The organism is Salmonella enterica subsp. enterica serovar Typhimurium str. LT2 (assembly GCF_000006945.2).
GTDB classification, from domain to species: Bacteria; Pseudomonadota; Gammaproteobacteria; order Enterobacterales; family Enterobacteriaceae; genus Salmonella; species Salmonella enterica.
The window spans coordinates 1,390,082-1,404,683 of record NC_003197.2 but is presented as its reverse complement, the minus strand read 5'-3'; the positions used below and the strand labels follow the sequence as shown (position 1 = coordinate 1,404,683).

The window sequence follows — 14,602 nt, the reverse complement described above, 5'->3', positions numbered from 1 at the left end:
CGCCGCGGCGCGTCCGCGATGTGCGTTAGTTCGTATTTTTCAACCGCATTTTTGCACTAACCTTATGATCTGGCAGACAACGTGGGGAGAGACATTATGTGGCAAGCTATCAGTCGTCTTTTAAGCGAGCAAGTCGGTGAAGGCGAAATCGAACTGCGTAATGAACTGCCAGGCGGAGAAGTTCATGCCGCATGGCATTTACGTTATGCAGGCCATGATTTTTTCGTGAAGTGCGATGAACGAGAAATGCTCCGCGGTTTTACCGCAGAAGCCGATCAGCTGGAGCTGCTCTCCCGCAGTAAAACCGTTGTTGTGCCTAAGGTATGGGCGGTAGGTTCGGATCGGGATTACAGCTTTTTAGTCATGGACTACCTCTCGCCCCGCCCGCTGGATGCCCATAATGCGTTTATTCTTGGGCAACAGCTGGCGCGCCTGCACCAATGGAGCGACCAACCTCAATTCGGCCTCGATTTTGATAACGCGCTCTCTACCACGCCGCAGCCGAATACCTGGCAACGCCGTTGGTCGACTTTTTTCGCCGAACAGCGCATTGGCTGGCAGCTTGAACTCGCTGCGGAAAAAGGCATTACTTTTGGTAATATTGACGCCATTGTTGAACATGTTCAGCAACGTCTGGCGTCGCATCAACCGCAGCCTTCTCTTTTGCATGGCGATCTATGGTCGGCGAACTGCGCGCTTGGCCCTGACGGCCCCTATATCTTCGATCCAGCCTGCTATTGGGGCGACAGAGAATGCGATCTGGCGATGCTGCCGCTGCATACCGATCAGCCACCGCAGATTTATGACGGCTATCAGTCCGTTTCGCCGCTACCGCTGGATTTTCTCGACAGGCAGCCGATTTACCAGCTCTACACCCTGCTTAATCGGGCAAGGCTGTTTGGCGGTCAGCACCTGGCTACTGCGCAAAAAGCGATGGATCGGCTGCTTGCGGTATAGGTACAGCCCATGCCGGATACGGGCTATCCGGCATTTTTCAGTTTACATGAAGCCTAACAAGGAAAAGAAAAAGTAGCCGAGCACGATAATAATGACCGGCAAAATATAGAGCGGGAAAAACTGTAAAAAGATGGTATGGTGCGGCACCACGATACGTGACTCTATCTGCTCACGCGTTAGCCCTTCCGCGCCTTTTGCTTTTTCCAGGATCAACTGATCTTCCACGCCTTCACGCAAAAAACGTGACTGGCGGCTCATTCTGGCGCCGGAATCCTGCATCGCCAGCCCGACAAAAATCAGAATAAAAATGAGCCAGAAACCGATATTCAGGCTTCCCTGAAAATTCGGCGTCGGCGAGTTGTACCAAAAAACATTCAGAAACGGCGTATTCACGCGCATCATGTCTATCATTACGTGGGTAAAATCCAGCATTACCGCATTTATCCCCTCCTGCTTTTCACTGTGCGCATACATAAATTTAAGGACTGAGATGAGCGTGGAAAGCAGTGCCGGAATAAAAATAACCCACCCAACAACTCTTTTTAGGATTGCAATGCGTCCAGCTTGTTGATACGTCATGAGTTCCCCTTGATAAAGACGCGTCGTTTTGGCCTAAGTCTACCTGTTGATTCCCGTTTTCGCCTGATCTTTAAGGGCGATATACTAAGAACATGGTCATAATGAACGCTTAATTCGTTATTTTTTAATCTCAACAGGAGAGGTTGTGATGTCAACCCCACGTCAAATTCTTGCTGCAATTTTCGATATGGATGGACTACTGATCGATTCCGAACCGCTCTGGGATCGCGCTGAACTGGACGTGATGGCAAGTTTAGGCGTAGATATTACTCGGCGCCATGAGCTGCCAGACACGCTTGGGCTACGCATTGATATGGTTGTCGATCTCTGGTTTGCGCAGCAACCGTGGAACGGCCCCGATCGCCAGGAAGTGACAAACCGTGTTATTGCCCGCGCGATTACGCTTATCGAAGAGACGCGCCCTCTTTTGCCGGGTGTGCGCGAAGCTGTGGCGCTGTGTAAAGCGCAGGGGCTATTAGTGGGGCTTGCCTCGGCATCGCCGCTGCATATGCTGGAAAAAGTGCTCACCATGTTTGAACTGCGCGACAGTTTTGACGCGCTGGCTTCTGCAGAAAAATTGCCCTACAGCAAACCGCACCCGCAGGTCTATCTGGATTGTGCGGCCAAATTAGGCGTTGATCCATTAACCTGCGTGGCGCTGGAGGATTCGGTGAATGGTTTAATCGCGGCAAAGGCGGCGCGAATGCGCGCCATTGTGGTGCCAGCAGAAGAAAACCAGCCTGATCCGCGCTTTGCGCTGGCGAATGTCAAACTTAACTCACTGACAGAGCTGACGGCGGCGCATCTACTCGGTTAAGATGTTTCCGAAACAAAGTCAACGGGCAATTAGCCGCTGAGCCAGACGGCAAGCGGCTTTGACAGAGACAAAGAGTTACAACGTCACCACTTCCGCCTACTGTATAAAAACCCTATACTGTATGAATTGACAGTTTAATGGGTTTTATCATGACGGCGGAAGGACATCTTCTTTTTTCTATAGCCAGCGCGGTTTTCGCCAAGAATGCCGAGTTAACGCCCGTCCTTGCGCACGGCGACTGGTGGCATATTATTCCTTCGGCTATTTTGACCTGTCTGCTGCCGGATATCGACCACCCCAAATCTTTTCTTGGTCAGCGCCTGAAATGGGTATCGAAACCGATCGCCCGCGCGTTCGGTCACCGGGGGTTTACCCATAGTCTGCTGGCGGTCTTTGCCCTACTGGCGACCTTTTATCTCAAGGTACCGGATACGTGGATTATCCCGGCGGATGCGCTGCAAGGCATGGTACTTGGCTATTTAAGCCATATCGTCGCGGATATGCTCACCCCCGCAGGCGTTCCCTTACTGTGGCCGTGCCGCTGGCGTTTCCGCCTGCCTATTCTGGCGCCGCGCAAAGGCAATCAACTGGAGCGATTTTTATGCATGGCGTTGTTTGCCTGGGCGGTGTGGATGCCACAGTCCATGCCGGAAAACAACGTCATACGCTGGTCTTCGCAGATGATTACTATCCTGCAAATGCAGTTCAATCGTTTTATAAATCACCAGATTGATTAGTAAATCAACGCCAAAATCATTTTTGGTATAAACCATTCCATTTGAATATAAGAGCCAGCTCACAGTTCTGCTAATCTTGCGCGAACAGAATCGCTAAAACACAGCGCTTCATAATAAAAAAATCAGGAGAACGGGGATGAATTTTCCATTAATTGCGAACATTGCGGTGTTCGTCATTCTGCTGTTTGTACTGGCGCAGGCCCGTCATAAACAGTGGAGTCTGGCTAAAAAAGTGCTTGTCGGCCTTGTGATGGGCGTGGTCTTTGGTCTGGCCCTGCACACCATTTATGGCGCTGACAGTCAGGTGTTAAAAGACTCCATTCAGTGGTTCAATATTGTCGGCAACGGCTATGTGCAATTGCTACAAATGATTGTGATGCCGCTGGTATTCGCCTCTATTTTAAGCGCCGTGGCACGACTGCATAACGCCTCTCAATTGGGGAAAATCAGTTTTCTGACTATCGGCACGCTGCTGTTTACTACCCTTATCGCAGCGCTGGTGGGCGTGCTGGTCACCAATCTGTTCGGACTGACGGCGGAAGGTCTGGTTCAGGGCGGCGCGGAAACCGCGCGTCTGAATGCCATTGAGACGAGCTATGTCGGCAAAGTGGCCGATCTCAGCGTGCCGCAACTGGTGCTGTCTTTTGTACCGAAAAATCCGTTTGCGGATCTGACTGGCGCAAATCCTACGTCTATTATCAGCGTGGTGATTTTCGCCGCATTCCTGGGCGTGGCCGCGCTTAAACTGCTGAAAGATGATGCGCCAAAAGGCGAGCGTGTGCTTGTTGCTATCGATACCCTGCAAAGCTGGGTGATGAAGCTGGTGCGTCTGGTGATGCAACTTACGCCTTACGGCGTACTGGCGCTGATGACGAAAGTGGTTGCCGGCTCCAATCTGCAGGACATTATTAAGCTTGGAAGCTTCGTGGTAGCGTCATATCTTGGTCTGGCGATAATGTTTGTGGTTCACGGCATACTATTGGGCGTGAACGGGATTAGCCCGCTGAAATATTTCCGCAAGGTGTGGCCGGTGCTGACATTTGCCTTTACCAGCCGCTCCAGCGCCGCCTCCATTCCACTTAATGTCGAAGCGCAAACCCGCCGCCTGGGCGTGCCGGAGTCCATCGCCAGCTTTGCTGCCTCTTTTGGCGCGACCATCGGCCAAAACGGTTGTGCCGGTCTTTATCCTGCGATGTTGGCGGTAATGGTTGCGCCGACGGTCGGCATCAACCCCTTAGACCCCGTATGGATAGCCACGCTGGTGGGTATCGTTACTGTAAGTTCGGCGGGTGTTGCCGGCGTTGGCGGCGGCGCGACCTTCGCCGCGCTGATTGTGCTGCCTGCCATGGGCTTACCGGTCACGCTGGTCGCGCTGTTAATCTCCGTCGAACCGTTGATTGATATGGGCCGTACCGCGCTGAACGTGAGTGGCTCAATGACCGCTGGTACGCTGACCAGCCAGTGGCTGAAGCAGACCGATAAAACCATTCTCGATAGCGAAGAAGACGCTGAACTGGCGCATCGATAATACATTATCGGGCGTTCACATCGTCTGAGACATGACGATCGGCAACTCAAAATGTCTGTCACTAAAAACGCCGGTCTCCAGTACCGGCGTTTTGTTTTTTCTTAGTCAGCGATTTCGTTTTCCTGGCGAACCTGATTCGCCCAACGTTGCGCCGATTCTGGCACGCTAAAGGCGGGCGACCGTTGAAATGACTCCCTCGTCAGAACAAAGGCAACATATTTACCGCGCAGTATCCAGACGTCGCGAAACGTATCCATTTTTATCGCATGTTCCGGCGGCGCGGGTTCAACACGCGGAATATAGCTAATAATCTGGCGATTTTGCTGGCGAAGAGGTTTCATCATTAATGCTTCACTAAAAGAGGCTAAGAGCCTATCCCATTAGGGCTATTTTACTTGCCATTTTGGTCCTGGGCAGTGCTCAAAATCCTCACGTACTACGTGTACGCTCCGGTTTTTGCGCGCTGTCCGTGTCCAAACTGGCTGCGCCAATAACGCCTACTGGGATAGGCTCTAAGGCTAAAAATCAGAAAAACACTATTTTAGCCGATCTTCGCCCCCGACGTCCTGTTCCGCGCGTGCGATTTCCCTGTTATACCCTGTCTGCCGTTCCGCTCTCCCCCAGCATAATTGCTGAAATGTTCTATAGTTAGAGTGATTTTGACTACTACCACGCCCATTTCAGTGATGAAAGCAGGAGACGAGTTCAATGTCGCATAATGAGAAATCCCCCCATCAGTCCCCCGTGCATGATACCCGTGAATCACAGCCCGGCCTGGACTCCCTGGCGCCGTCAGACGGTTCACATCGCCCCACGCCAGAAACGACGCCGCCGGGCGCGCAACCGACGGCCCCCGGCAGCTTAAAAGCGCCCGAGACCGCGAATGATAAGCTCACTGCCCTCGACGCCTTTCGTAAAGGCAGCGAAAATTATGCGCTGACCACCAATCAGGGCGTGCGCATCGCCGACGATCAAAATTCTCTTCGCGCCGGCAGCCGCGGCCCTACGCTGTTGGAAGATTTTATCCTGCGCGAGAAAATTACCCACTTTGACCATGAGCGCATCCCGGAGAGGATCGTTCACGCCCGCGGATCTGCAGCGCACGGCTATTTCCAGCCATATAAAGACCTGAGCGACATCACGAAAGCCGCGTTTCTGTGCGATCCACAGAAAATTACCCCGGTCTTTGTTCGCTTTTCGACAGTACAGGGCGGCGCGGGGTCTGCTGATACCGTACGTGATATCCGCGGTTTTGCGACCAAATTTTATACCGAAGAGGGAATTTTCGATCTCGTCGGTAATAACACGCCGATCTTTTTTATCCAGGATGCGCATAAGTTTCCGGATTTTGTGCACGCCGTTAAGCCCGAACCACATTGGGCTATTCCGCAAGGGCAGAGTGCGCACGACACCTTCTGGGACTATGTTTCCTTACAGCCTGAGACGCTGCACAACGTCATGTGGGCAATGTCGGATCGCGGTATTCCACGCAGTTATCGGACGATGGAAGGGTTCGGCATTCACACCTTCCGTCTGATCAATGCACAAGGGAAAGCGACCTTTGTCCGTTTCCACTGGAAACCGTTGGCAGGTAAAGCCTCGCTGGTATGGGATGAGTCACAAAAACTGACCGGTCGCGATCCGGATTTTCACCGCCGGGATCTGTGGGAGGCCATCGAAGCGGGCGATTTCCCGGAATACGAGCTGGGCCTACAACTCATTGCCGAAGAGGATGAATTTAAATTCGATTTTGATCTGCTCGATCCGACCAAACTGATTCCGGAAGAGTTGGTGCCAGTACAACGCGTCGGCAAAATGGTGTTAAACCGTAATCCGGATAACTTTTTCGCTGAAAACGAACAGGCGGCATTTCATCCAGGACATATTGTTCCCGGCATTGATTTTACCAACGATCCGCTGTTACAGGGGCGTCTGTTCTCTTATACCGACACGCAAATCAGTCGTCTGGGCGGGCCAAACTTCCACGAAATTCCGATTAACCGCCCTACCTGCCCCTACCATAACTTCCAGCGTGACGGTATGCACCGGATGGATATCGACACCAATCCGGCGAACTATGAACCAAACTCCATTAATGACAACTGGCCACGCGAAACGCCGCCAGCGCCAAAACGCGGCGGCTTCGAATCATACCAGGAACGCGTGGATGGCAATAAAATCCGCGAACGCAGCCCCTCTTTCGGTGAATATTACTCGCATCCTCGCCTGTTCTGGCTCAGTCAGACGCCGATAGAACAGCAGCATATTATTGACGCGTTCAGCTTTGAACTGGGTAAAGTCGCCCGCGCGTATATTCGGGAGCGGGTGGTCGATCAGTTAGCGCATATTGATGTCACGCTGGCTCAGGGCGTCGCGCATAATCTCGGTTTTGCACTCACCCATGAGCAAACGCAAATTGCCCCGCCTCCTGATGTCAACGGTCTGAAAAAAGATCCGGCGCTCAGCCTGTATGCGGTGCCGGACGGCGATGTTAAAGGCCGAGTGGTCGCTATTCTGCTGAACGACAAAGTTAACGCCGCCGAACTGTTGACCATTTTGCAGGCTTTAAAAGCCAAAGGCGTCCACGCAAAACTGCTCTATTCACGGATGGGTGAAGTAACGGCTGATGATGGTTCAACATTAACGATTGCGGCAACCTTTGCCGGCGCGCCGTCGCTAACGGTCGATGCGGTAATAGTACCGTGCGGCAATATTGCCGATATCGAGAGTTGCGGCGATGCCCGTTACTACCTTCTGGAAGCCTACAAACATCTGAAGCCCATCGCACTGGCAGGCGACGCCCGACGGTTTAAGGCGCTTTTAAACATTGATAGCCAGGGGGAAGAAGGACTTGTTGAGGCAGATAACGTTGACCACCACTTTATGGACACTCTGCTGACGCTGATGGCGGCACACCGTGTCTGGTCGCGTGCGGGGAAAATTAACGCGATTCCTGCATAAACAGCAAAAAATGCGGCGCATTCTTGCGCCGCAAACTCAGGAGCTAAATATCAAGAAAACTGCCAGGACGATATCCACGTTCCGCAATCGCTGCCTTGAGTGACGCAGACGTCAACACCTCCAGTTCAGTTAAGCGGGGGTAACAATAGGCGCTCTGGCGAATAATGTTGTCCACAAACGCCGGATGACACATCACCTCCAGCGAGGCCTCTCCTCGATGCGCCGAGGCATCCAGAATGCGTAAAAAGCACGCTTCGGTGATCTCCTCGCCGTAAAATTCACTACTAAATCCTTGAGTGCTGCGCAAATCCGACGGCAGATCGTCGGCGTTCAACACCGTCTGGCGGTCAATACGTAACGCAATCCCGCGCTGCGCCGCAAAGCGGGCGACGATGGGGAAAATTTGCGGGAACATATGCACATGATGGTGACTGTCGAGATGCGTTGGCTCGCTGCCAAATACGTCGATGAAACGCTGATACTGACACGCCAGTTCATGCGCAATTTCATCCAGCGGAAGCGTATCCTCCTCCGCCATTTGCCAGATCCATTTCCCCAACAGGCCGTCTCGCGTCAGGCCCGGCATCTCTGACACCGGTTTGCCTAACGTCAAAACAAAATGCATTCCCACCCCAAGCGCAGGCAGCTCGCGGCTAAGCTGCGCCGCATGGTCAATAGCCTCGCCATTGACCAGCGCCGTCGTGGAGGTCACAACGCCGTTGCGATATGCTTCAACAATGCCGTAATTTTGCCCTTTACTCAGGCCAAAATCATCGGCATTCACAATCAACACGCGTTCCATAGCCTACCTCTGTCAGTGGTGCTTACCTTTAAGCGCTTCGATGCAAGCGGCAAAATTAGGCAGCCATTTTTCATGCGCCAGAATGAGTTCACGCGCCAGGACTTCTGCGTCGCGGTCGGAATGCACCAGCGGACTCAGGTTAAGCGCCAGCAGAACATCATTAAAGTTTCCGCTCAGCGCCGCATTGCTGGCCGCGACCTCAAATCCTTTAATAGTGTGGATAAGCCCCAGCACTTTTTCGTCAAAACGGGTGATACGCGGGTGCGGCGTCGCGCCATTGCGTCCCAGAATGCAGGTCATTTCCACCGCCCAGTCCGCCGGGATATTCTCGACATGCCCATGATGTGGAATATTAACGTAATGCTCAGTCTGCTTGTCATTATAAATAGCGTTAATGACTTCACAAGCGGCATCGGAATAATAAGCGCCGCCGCGTTGCTCAAGCTCTTTCGGCTTCACGTTTAGCTCAGGATTTTTGTACAAGTCGAAGAGTTGTTTCTCCACTTTCTGTACGACCTGAGCGCGCGCGCCGCCTTTGTAATATTCGCCCATTTCAATCGCCAACATCTCTTTTTGCTTGAAGTAATACAACAAATAAGAGCACGGCAGCATGTTCAGCGAGCGAATCAATCCTTCACTAAACGGCAGATCAAAGATATTTTTTACGGTTGACGCTTTCAACTGACCGGACGCCACGCCATCCAGTAATTCTGCGAACCGTGAGGTGCCATTCACCAGCACATCTTTAATAAAGACCATATGGTTTAGACCAAACAGGTCAATGGAAAGATCGTCATTCTCATTCAGCGCCAGCACGTCATGAATAAACATTTTCATGCCGACAGGAATATTACATACGCCGATGAATTTTTTAAAGTTGGTATGACGATAAACCGCTTCCGTCACCATCCCCGCCGGGTTAGTAAAGTTAATGACCCACGCATTCGGACATAATTCTTCAACATCCTTAATGATGTCAAAAATAACCGGAATGGTACGCAACCCTTTAAATAAACCGCCAGCGCCGTTGGTTTCTTGCCCCAGATAGCCGTGGCTAAGCGGGATACGCTCGTCCAGCTCACGGGCTTTGAGTTGACCAACGCGTAGCTGGGTAGTGACAAAATTAGCGCCTTTCAGCGCTTCCCGGCGATCCAGCGTTTTATACAATTTTAGCGGAACGCCTGCTTTATCAATCATTCGCTGGCAGAGATCATAAATAATGCCCAGCTTCTCTTTCCCGTCTTCAACGTCAACCAGCCATAATTCGGTGACAGGTAATTCATGGTAGCGCTTAATAAAGCCTTCAAGTAATTCAGGGGTGTAGCTGCTCCCGCCACCAATAGTGACGACTTTTAATTTCTGGCTCATAATATCTCCCTTCAGTGTATAACACTGATATGTATTACGCTATGCCCGCTCGTAAGAAATAGCGTGACGTTCCCCGCGCTATTGGGGCAAGCGTGAAATGTAATTAATCGAGCAATGCAAACCGTTACTCATTAATTTCCGTCAATCGCTTCCGATAACTATTCGGCGTAAATGAGGTCATCTTCTTAAACGTTTTAATAAACAGACTTGGACTGCTATACCCGGCTTCATAAGCAATATCCGTAACCGAATAGTTGGTCATTTCCAACTGTTTCTTGGCAAAATTAATGCGAATCTCATTAATGATTTGCATCGGCGTTTTGCTGTAATAACGTCGGGTGGCGCGCGTCAGATACTCCTGGGATTTTGCCGACAGGCGCACCATATTTTCCAGCGCATGTTCGCCAAACTGCGTTTTATCATGCATTATCTCCACGGTTGCTTTCAGCCATTGTGGAATATCATCATAAACCTGCTCTTCGCGGTAATGACGTAAGCGGTTTATAATATAAAATGTCACCACTTCGATAAATTCGTCGAGCCCATTGCCGCGAAAATTCAACGACGCAATCACCGTTTCAATATAGGTAAGGAAAGTGCTATTCGCCCTGTATACCTGCGATGCCACAAAACAAAACGGCAGTAACGGAAGATAATGCTGTTCAAAAAAACGTTTACTAATTCCTACGTTCAGAATACGCGTTGCGCCAAACTCATAGAAACTTTGGTGATTCGACCCCACCGGGATAAAAACAAAATCTCCACGTTCCAGCAGCACACGCTTCCCGTTAATCTCCTGGTAATAACGTCCGGTTAATACCAGGGTAAATTCATAGTAGTCGTGCTGATGCAGCCCGGTGACGCTTTCCGTCTTGTTATAGATAAACACATGGAAATTTTTGCCATTGAAGAGCTGCTGCTCATAAACCGTTTTGATTTCCGTTGCGTTAACCTGTAGCTGCATCATCCGCCCCCTGTTATTTCAGTTTCTCATGGAGCTCAATCAACTCGGCGATCAGTTCACGAGCCAGCATTGATGTCATCAAATGATCCTGAGCGTGAACCAGGACCAGACTGACTTTCATTTTGCCTTCGCCCTGATCGCCTTCGATGAGTTTTGTCTGCACAAGATGCGCTTCATTGAGCGCTATGCGCGACTGGTCCATCATCGCTTTCGCCGCCTCAAAATCGCCTTCTTTCGCTTTTCTGAGCGCGCCATATGCCAGGCTGCGCGCCTGACCAGAATTGATGATAAGCCCCATAACGACTTCTTCGAGTTCCTCAGCCGCGGTCTGGTTATCTACAACATTTTCAAGATCAAACATAGTCTTTCCTCTGATTCAGCCCGGCATGGCATCCCATGCCGGCGCGGAGTTTAGAATTTCAGTGCGTTAGCGATATCTTCTTCGCTTTCTTCCTGCTCGATGGCGTTCTGCGCTTTGTTAGCCACCACCACGAAGGGGAGATAAATCAGGGTAGCGACCGCCAGGTTAAATAGCGCAACCAGCAACGCGGCGACACTGCCGTTGGTGTTAAAGAACGCCCCCAACCCGGTTGGCATGGTCCACGGCGCAATATTGGTAATCGGCGGAATAATACCCAAATAGTAAGCCACCAGCGTAATCGCCGCCAGAATCGGCTGAACCAGAATGAAGGGGATAAACATCACCGGGTTCATAATAATCGGCAGGCCAAACAGGATGGGTTCGTTAATCTGGAAGATACCTGACGGCAGCGCCAGTTTTGCCACCTGGCGATAGTCCGCGCGACGGGATGCCAGGAAGATAGCGATGATCAGACCCAGCGTTGCGCCGCTACCACCGAGGAAGATATAAGAATCCAGCATCGGTTTCGCCCAGATATGGAACGTTTTACCGGCTTCCAGCGCCGCATCGACGGAGCCATACTGCTGGTAAATAGAGATGTTTTCCAGCGCCCAGGGCGTCATGATGCCGCTGTCCAGCGCGGTCAGCGCCAGCGAACCATGAATACCAAAGAACCACAGCAGCGGTACAAAAATGACATATGCCCACCCTACCACGCTACCCAGCGATGCCAGCGGCGTAGAGATAGTGTCCATAATAATCTGATGGAAGTTAGAACCGTAATTAGACAGCGCCCAGGAAATAATCCCCATAATAGAGAGAATAATAAAGCCGGGAATTAATGCTGAGAATGAACGAGACACCGAAGCCGGTACGCTGTCCGGTAGCTTAATCACCCAGTTGCGCCGGACAATAAATGTAAACATCTCCGCGACCACCAGGCCAATAATAATACCGGAGATAATATTTGCACCACCCAGCCAGTTAGCGCCTACGGCATAGGCCTCGCCGACACTATACGGCGTTACGGTCATAAATGCCGCCACGGAAAGCAATCCGGCGGCCAGCGCATCAACCTTGCGCTCTTCCGCCAGCGCCATGCCGATAAAAAATGGCGCCATGAGCGACATAATGCCCAATGTGCCGTTATAGACGTTCCCGCCGATGCCTTTCAATCCATTAAGTGTTTCAATGGTTGAGGCATCAAGCCGAATGCCCATGGAATAAAAAAACGACCCCTCCCCAAAGCTCAGGAAAACGTTATTAATTAATACAAACATCGCCCCCGCAAGGGTTAATGGCATTAAACGAATAAAGCCGTTCTTGATTGCATTAACGTGTGGCTGCTTTCCTATTTTTACAGCAAAAGGAAGGAGTACCTTTTCAAGTGAAGCAATAACGTTACTCATAGAAAAATACCCTTAAATACCGCAATAAAATATTGCGGTTAGTGTATGAAATAACTCTTTGACGGGAAAAATTAAAAAATAATTAATTCGCGGCGGCTTTTTTAATTGCCGCTACCGCAGCTTTAAGCACGCCTAAGCCATCTACCTTGCCGTACAACATTGAATCAATGACTTCTACCGGTTTACCAGGTAATAAACGCTGAATTTCGGGGAGCATATAAGCAATTTGCGGGCCTAATAACACGACGTCCGCTGCCGGGCCTTTTTCACCGGCCAGGGTTTCAGGGAATGCTTCAATAATCACCGGCACTTCATATTTTTCAGCCTGAGCGCGCATTTTTGATACCAGTAACGATGTTGACATGCCCGCAGAACAAAACAGATAAATGTGTTTCTTTTCCATAAAAACCTTCCTCATGTGCGATTATCTGTCAACCAGATACGCCGCAAGCCTCAACCTGCATCCATACTCTGGGCGACTTGCGTAACCGGATTTACTTTTTTAGGTGGCTGAAATGAGTATACGGGATCGGACCACCGGATGGTATTTCCTTGACCCACTAAATTGTCTCTCATTGACCTGGCGTTATGACCCCCCTCACATTTCGGGCAAATAATTCGCGATAATAAATAAGGTTATGGCAGGCACAAAAAAACCGGCTCGCAGGCCGGTTTCCTTGAATGTTCAGGCAATGTACAGTTGTTACTGCTTCGGCGCCTGTGGGTCAGTGTCGTACTCCGCACAGGTCTGGTAGCCGGAGTTAATCACGTGCCCGGTATCATCCAGCGCAACAAAGTAGGTTTCCGCTTTACCATCACGTTGACCCAGGATGTAGGTCTGACAGGTACCGCGCGCATGAATCATACTCACTTCAGATGACGGTTTGCCCGCAATCTGCGCAACTTGCGCCCTGCTCATTCCTTTTTTAACATCTTTAACGACAGGCTCAACAAATTGGTCTTTTGTACGATCATACGCCGTACAACCTGCCAGCATAGTCATTACCGCCGCTGCGCTTAAAATTCCTGCTACGTTCTTGTTCATTTTCCGTCCTCTTGTTTATCAGCGTGTTATGTAAGCCTGGAATACATCAGAACATTTTTCAAGCCGCGCCTCGCCACAAAAAGTCTTTCGGAAAATTCTCTAACGCAGCGACATGTTGTTTTAAACACCGCTTAGCCCGCCAAACCTTGTTGTTTCAGCGGCGAAGGGTTAGCTTTAACAGGGTAAAGATTCATTTTTTTAATGTCGAAGGGGGTTAAATGACTCTGCAGCAAGAGATAATCCAGGCGCTTGGCGCGAAACCGCATATCAACCCTGAAGAAGAAATTCGCCGCAGCGTGGATTTTCTTAAAGCGTACCTGAAAACCTATCCCTTTTTGAAATCGCTGGTGTTAGGCATCAGCGGCGGGCAGGATTCGACGCTGGCCGGGAAACTCAGCCAGATGGCTATCGCCGAATTGCGAGAAGAGACCGGTGATAATGCGCTGCAGTTTATCGCCGTTCGTCTGCCTTATGGCGTACAGGCTGATGAACAGGATTGCCAGGACGCCATTGCTTTTATTCAGCCGGACAGAGTACTCACCGTCAATATTAAAGGCGCCGTCCTCGCCAGCGAACAGGCGCTGCGCGAAGCGGGAATTGAGCTGAGCGATTTTGTTCGCGGCAATGAAAAAGCGCGTGAGCGAATGAAAGCGCAATATAGCATCGCCGGTATGACTCACGGCGTCGTGGTGGGCACCGACCATGCGGCGGAAGCGATAACCGGGTTCTTCACCAAATATGGCGACGGCGGTACCGATATTAACCCGCTTCATCGCCTTAACAAACGCCAGGGCAAACAGCTTCTCGCAGCGCTGGGCTGTCCTGAGCATCTGTATAAAAAAGTCCCCACCGCCGATTTGGAAGACGACCGCCCTTCACTGCCTGATGAAGCCGCGCTGGGCGTAACGTATGACAATATTGACGATTACCTGGAAGGCAAAACGCTGGACCCCGCCATCGCTAAAACTATCGAAGGCTGGTATGTAAAAACTGAACATAAGCGCCGTTTACCGATTACGGTATTCGACGACTTTTGGAAAAGGTAAGCGTACTTCTACTGTTGTGCCGGATATC

At 50.9% G+C, this 14,602-nt stretch carries 15 protein-coding genes and 19 other annotated features; of the genes, 6 read left to right on the top strand and 9 right to left on the bottom strand.

Annotated elements, in window-relative coordinates; all coding sequences use genetic code 11:
- Window positions 1–81: 81 nt before the first annotated feature.
- Window positions 82–87: a ribosome-binding site (putative RBS for STM1324; RegulonDB:STMS1H001571), on the top strand.
- Window positions 82–957, top strand: a protein-coding gene (locus STM1324; protein NP_460290.1) for a putative cytoplasmic protein. Within the gene, window positions 97–957 belong to an annotated coding region; the region does not span the whole gene. It overlaps the preceding feature by 6 nt.
- Before the next feature lie 42 nt (window positions 958–999).
- Here STM1324 and yniB read toward each other — a convergent pair.
- The gene (gene yniB, locus STM1323; RefSeq protein NP_460289.1) for a putative regulator occupies window positions 1,000–1,547 on the bottom strand. Within the gene, window positions 1,000–1,536 belong to an annotated coding region; the region does not span the whole gene.
- Window positions 1,542–1,547, bottom strand: a ribosome-binding site (putative RBS for yniB; RegulonDB:STMS1H001570). It overlaps the preceding gene by 6 nt.
- 123 nt (window positions 1,548–1,670) lie before the next feature.
- Window positions 1,671–1,676, top strand: a ribosome-binding site (putative RBS for yniC; RegulonDB:STMS1H001569).
- Between yniB and yniC the strand changes: the two genes are divergently transcribed.
- The 3 genes from yniC (at window position 1,671) to ydjN (ending at window position 4,618) form a co-directional block, all read left to right on the top strand.
- Window positions 1,671–2,353 (top strand): putative enzyme gene (gene yniC / locus STM1322; RefSeq protein ID NP_460288.1). Within the gene, window positions 1,685–2,353 belong to an annotated coding region; the region does not span the whole gene. (Overlaps the previous feature by 6 nt.)
- Window positions 2,354–2,490: 137 nt before the next feature.
- A complete protein-coding gene (gene ydjM / locus STM1321) occupies window positions 2,491–3,090 on the top strand; it encodes a LexA regulated gene (RefSeq protein NP_460287.3) in 600 nt (199 codons plus the stop codon).
- A 123-nt stretch (window positions 3,091–3,213) separates the two neighbouring features.
- Window positions 3,214–3,219: a ribosome-binding site (putative RBS for ydjN; RegulonDB:STMS1H001568), on the top strand.
- Window positions 3,214–4,618 (top strand): kinase-like protein gene (ydjN, locus tag STM1320; protein NP_460286.1). Within the gene, window positions 3,227–4,618 belong to an annotated coding region; the region does not span the whole gene. (Overlaps the previous feature by 6 nt.)
- 101 nt (window positions 4,619–4,719) lie before the next feature.
- Here ydjN and cedA read toward each other — a convergent pair.
- The gene (cedA, locus tag STM1319) for a cell division modulator (protein NP_460285.1) occupies window positions 4,720–5,022 on the bottom strand. Within the gene, window positions 4,720–4,962 belong to an annotated coding region; the region does not span the whole gene.
- Window positions 4,968–4,973: a ribosome-binding site (putative RBS for cedA; RegulonDB:STMS1H001567), on the bottom strand. It overlaps the preceding gene by 6 nt.
- Window positions 4,987–4,995 (bottom strand) — a -10 signal (putative -10_signal for cedA; RegulonDB:STMLTH004483).
- Window positions 5,014–5,022 (bottom strand) — a -35 signal (putative -35_signal for cedA; RegulonDB:STMLTH004483).
- A 289-nt stretch (window positions 5,023–5,311) precedes the next feature.
- Window positions 5,312–5,317 (top strand) — a ribosome-binding site (putative RBS for katE; RegulonDB:STMS1H001566).
- Between cedA and katE the strand changes: the two genes are divergently transcribed.
- Window positions 5,312–7,579 (top strand): catalase gene (katE, locus tag STM1318; RefSeq protein NP_460284.1). Within the gene, window positions 5,327–7,579 belong to an annotated coding region; the region does not span the whole gene. (Overlaps the previous feature by 6 nt.)
- Window positions 7,580–7,622: 43 nt before the next feature.
- On the opposite strand, the gene celG is transcribed toward katE, so the two are convergent.
- The 7 genes from celG to osmE all read right to left on the bottom strand — a co-directional run bounded on the left by celG (window position 7,623) and on the right by osmE (window position 13,656).
- Window positions 7,623–8,391 (bottom strand): putative glucosidase gene (celG, locus tag STM1317; protein ID NP_460283.1). Within the gene, window positions 7,623–8,381 belong to an annotated coding region; the region does not span the whole gene.
- Window positions 8,386–8,391, bottom strand: a ribosome-binding site (putative RBS for celG; RegulonDB:STMS1H001565). (Overlaps the previous gene by 6 nt.)
- Before the next feature lie 2 nt (window positions 8,392–8,393).
- The gene (gene celF / locus STM1316; protein ID NP_460282.1) for a cellobiose-6-phosphate hydrolase occupies window positions 8,394–9,761 on the bottom strand. Within the gene, window positions 8,394–9,749 belong to an annotated coding region; the region does not span the whole gene.
- Window positions 9,756–9,761: a ribosome-binding site (putative RBS for celF; RegulonDB:STMS1H001564), on the bottom strand. (Overlaps the previous gene by 6 nt.)
- A gap of 112 nt (window positions 9,762–9,873) precedes the next feature.
- The gene (gene celD, locus STM1315) for a transcriptional repressor of cel operon (RefSeq protein NP_460281.1) occupies window positions 9,874–10,726 on the bottom strand. Within the gene, window positions 9,874–10,716 belong to an annotated coding region; the region does not span the whole gene.
- Window positions 10,721–10,726 (bottom strand) — a ribosome-binding site (putative RBS for celD; RegulonDB:STMS1H001563). Its footprint overlaps the gene before it by 6 nt.
- The gene (celC, locus tag STM1314; protein ID NP_460280.1) for a PTS family sugar specific enzyme III for cellobiose, arbutin, and salicin occupies window positions 10,727–11,085 on the bottom strand. Within the gene, window positions 10,727–11,074 belong to an annotated coding region; the region does not span the whole gene.
- Window positions 11,080–11,085 (bottom strand) — a ribosome-binding site (putative RBS for celC; RegulonDB:STMS1H001562). (Overlaps the previous gene by 6 nt.)
- A gap of 39 nt (window positions 11,086–11,124) precedes the next feature.
- The gene (celB, locus tag STM1313) for a PTS family sugar specific enzyme II for cellobiose, arbutin, and salicin (protein ID NP_460279.1) occupies window positions 11,125–12,497 on the bottom strand. Within the gene, window positions 11,125–12,483 belong to an annotated coding region; the region does not span the whole gene.
- Window positions 12,492–12,497: a ribosome-binding site (putative RBS for celB; RegulonDB:STMS1H001561), on the bottom strand. It overlaps the preceding gene by 6 nt.
- A gap of 68 nt (window positions 12,498–12,565) precedes the next feature.
- The gene (gene celA / locus STM1312) for a PTS family sugar specific enzyme IIB for cellobiose, arbutin, and salicin (RefSeq protein NP_460278.1) occupies window positions 12,566–12,899 on the bottom strand. Within the gene, window positions 12,566–12,886 belong to an annotated coding region; the region does not span the whole gene.
- Window positions 12,894–12,899, bottom strand: a ribosome-binding site (putative RBS for celA; RegulonDB:STMS1H001560). (Overlaps the previous gene by 6 nt.)
- Before the next feature lie 287 nt (window positions 12,900–13,186).
- The gene (gene osmE / locus STM1311) for a transcriptional activator of ntrL gene (protein ID NP_460277.1) occupies window positions 13,187–13,656 on the bottom strand. Within the gene, window positions 13,187–13,528 belong to an annotated coding region; the region does not span the whole gene.
- Window positions 13,534–13,539, bottom strand: a ribosome-binding site (putative RBS for osmE; RegulonDB:STMS1H001559). It overlaps the preceding gene by 6 nt.
- Window positions 13,535–13,549 (bottom strand) — a protein binding site (putative binding site for IHF, RegulonDB: STMS1H000219). It overlaps the preceding feature by 5 nt.
- Window positions 13,624–13,632: a -10 signal (putative -10_signal for osmE; RegulonDB:STMLTH004482), on the bottom strand.
- Window positions 13,648–13,656, bottom strand: a -35 signal (putative -35_signal for osmE; RegulonDB:STMLTH004482).
- Window positions 13,657–13,735: 79 nt before the next feature.
- Window positions 13,736–13,741 (top strand) — a ribosome-binding site (putative RBS for nadE; RegulonDB:STMS1H001558).
- Between osmE and nadE the strand changes: the two genes are divergently transcribed.
- Window positions 13,736–14,574, top strand: a protein-coding gene (nadE, locus tag STM1310; protein ID NP_460276.1) for an NAD synthetase. Within the gene, window positions 13,747–14,574 belong to an annotated coding region; the region does not span the whole gene. It overlaps the preceding feature by 6 nt.
- Window positions 14,575–14,602: the final 28 nt, after the last annotated feature.

Coding starts and splice junctions, on each gene's coding strand:
- cedA (NP_460285.1), bottom strand. CDS start 4,962: ATGATGAAACCTCTTCGCCAGCAAAATCGCCAGATTATTAGCTATATT.
- nadE (NP_460276.1), top strand. CDS start 13,747: ATGACTCTGCAGCAAGAGATAATCCAGGCGCTTGGCGCGAAACCGCAT.
- osmE (NP_460277.1), bottom strand. CDS start 13,528: ATGAACAAGAACGTAGCAGGAATTTTAAGCGCAGCGGCGGTAATGACT.
- yniC (NP_460288.1), top strand. CDS start 1,685: ATGTCAACCCCACGTCAAATTCTTGCTGCAATTTTCGATATGGATGGA.
- celD (NP_460281.1), bottom strand. CDS start 10,716: ATGATGCAGCTACAGGTTAACGCAACGGAAATCAAAACGGTTTATGAG.
- celF (NP_460282.1), bottom strand. CDS start 9,749: ATGAGCCAGAAATTAAAAGTCGTCACTATTGGTGGCGGGAGCAGCTAC.
- STM1324 (NP_460290.1), top strand. CDS start 97: ATGTGGCAAGCTATCAGTCGTCTTTTAAGCGAGCAAGTCGGTGAAGGC.
- katE (NP_460284.1), top strand. CDS start 5,327: ATGTCGCATAATGAGAAATCCCCCCATCAGTCCCCCGTGCATGATACC.
- yniB (NP_460289.1), bottom strand. CDS start 1,536: ATGACGTATCAACAAGCTGGACGCATTGCAATCCTAAAAAGAGTTGTT.
- celA (NP_460278.1), bottom strand. CDS start 12,886: ATGGAAAAGAAACACATTTATCTGTTTTGTTCTGCGGGCATGTCAACA.
- celG (NP_460283.1), bottom strand. CDS start 8,381: ATGGAACGCGTGTTGATTGTGAATGCCGATGATTTTGGCCTGAGTAAA.
- ydjM (NP_460287.3), top strand. CDS start 2,491: ATGGGTTTTATCATGACGGCGGAAGGACATCTTCTTTTTTCTATAGCC.
- ydjN (NP_460286.1), top strand. CDS start 3,227: ATGAATTTTCCATTAATTGCGAACATTGCGGTGTTCGTCATTCTGCTG.
- celC (NP_460280.1), bottom strand. CDS start 11,074: ATGTTTGATCTTGAAAATGTTGTAGATAACCAGACCGCGGCTGAGGAA.
- celB (NP_460279.1), bottom strand. CDS start 12,483: ATGAGTAACGTTATTGCTTCACTTGAAAAGGTACTCCTTCCTTTTGCT.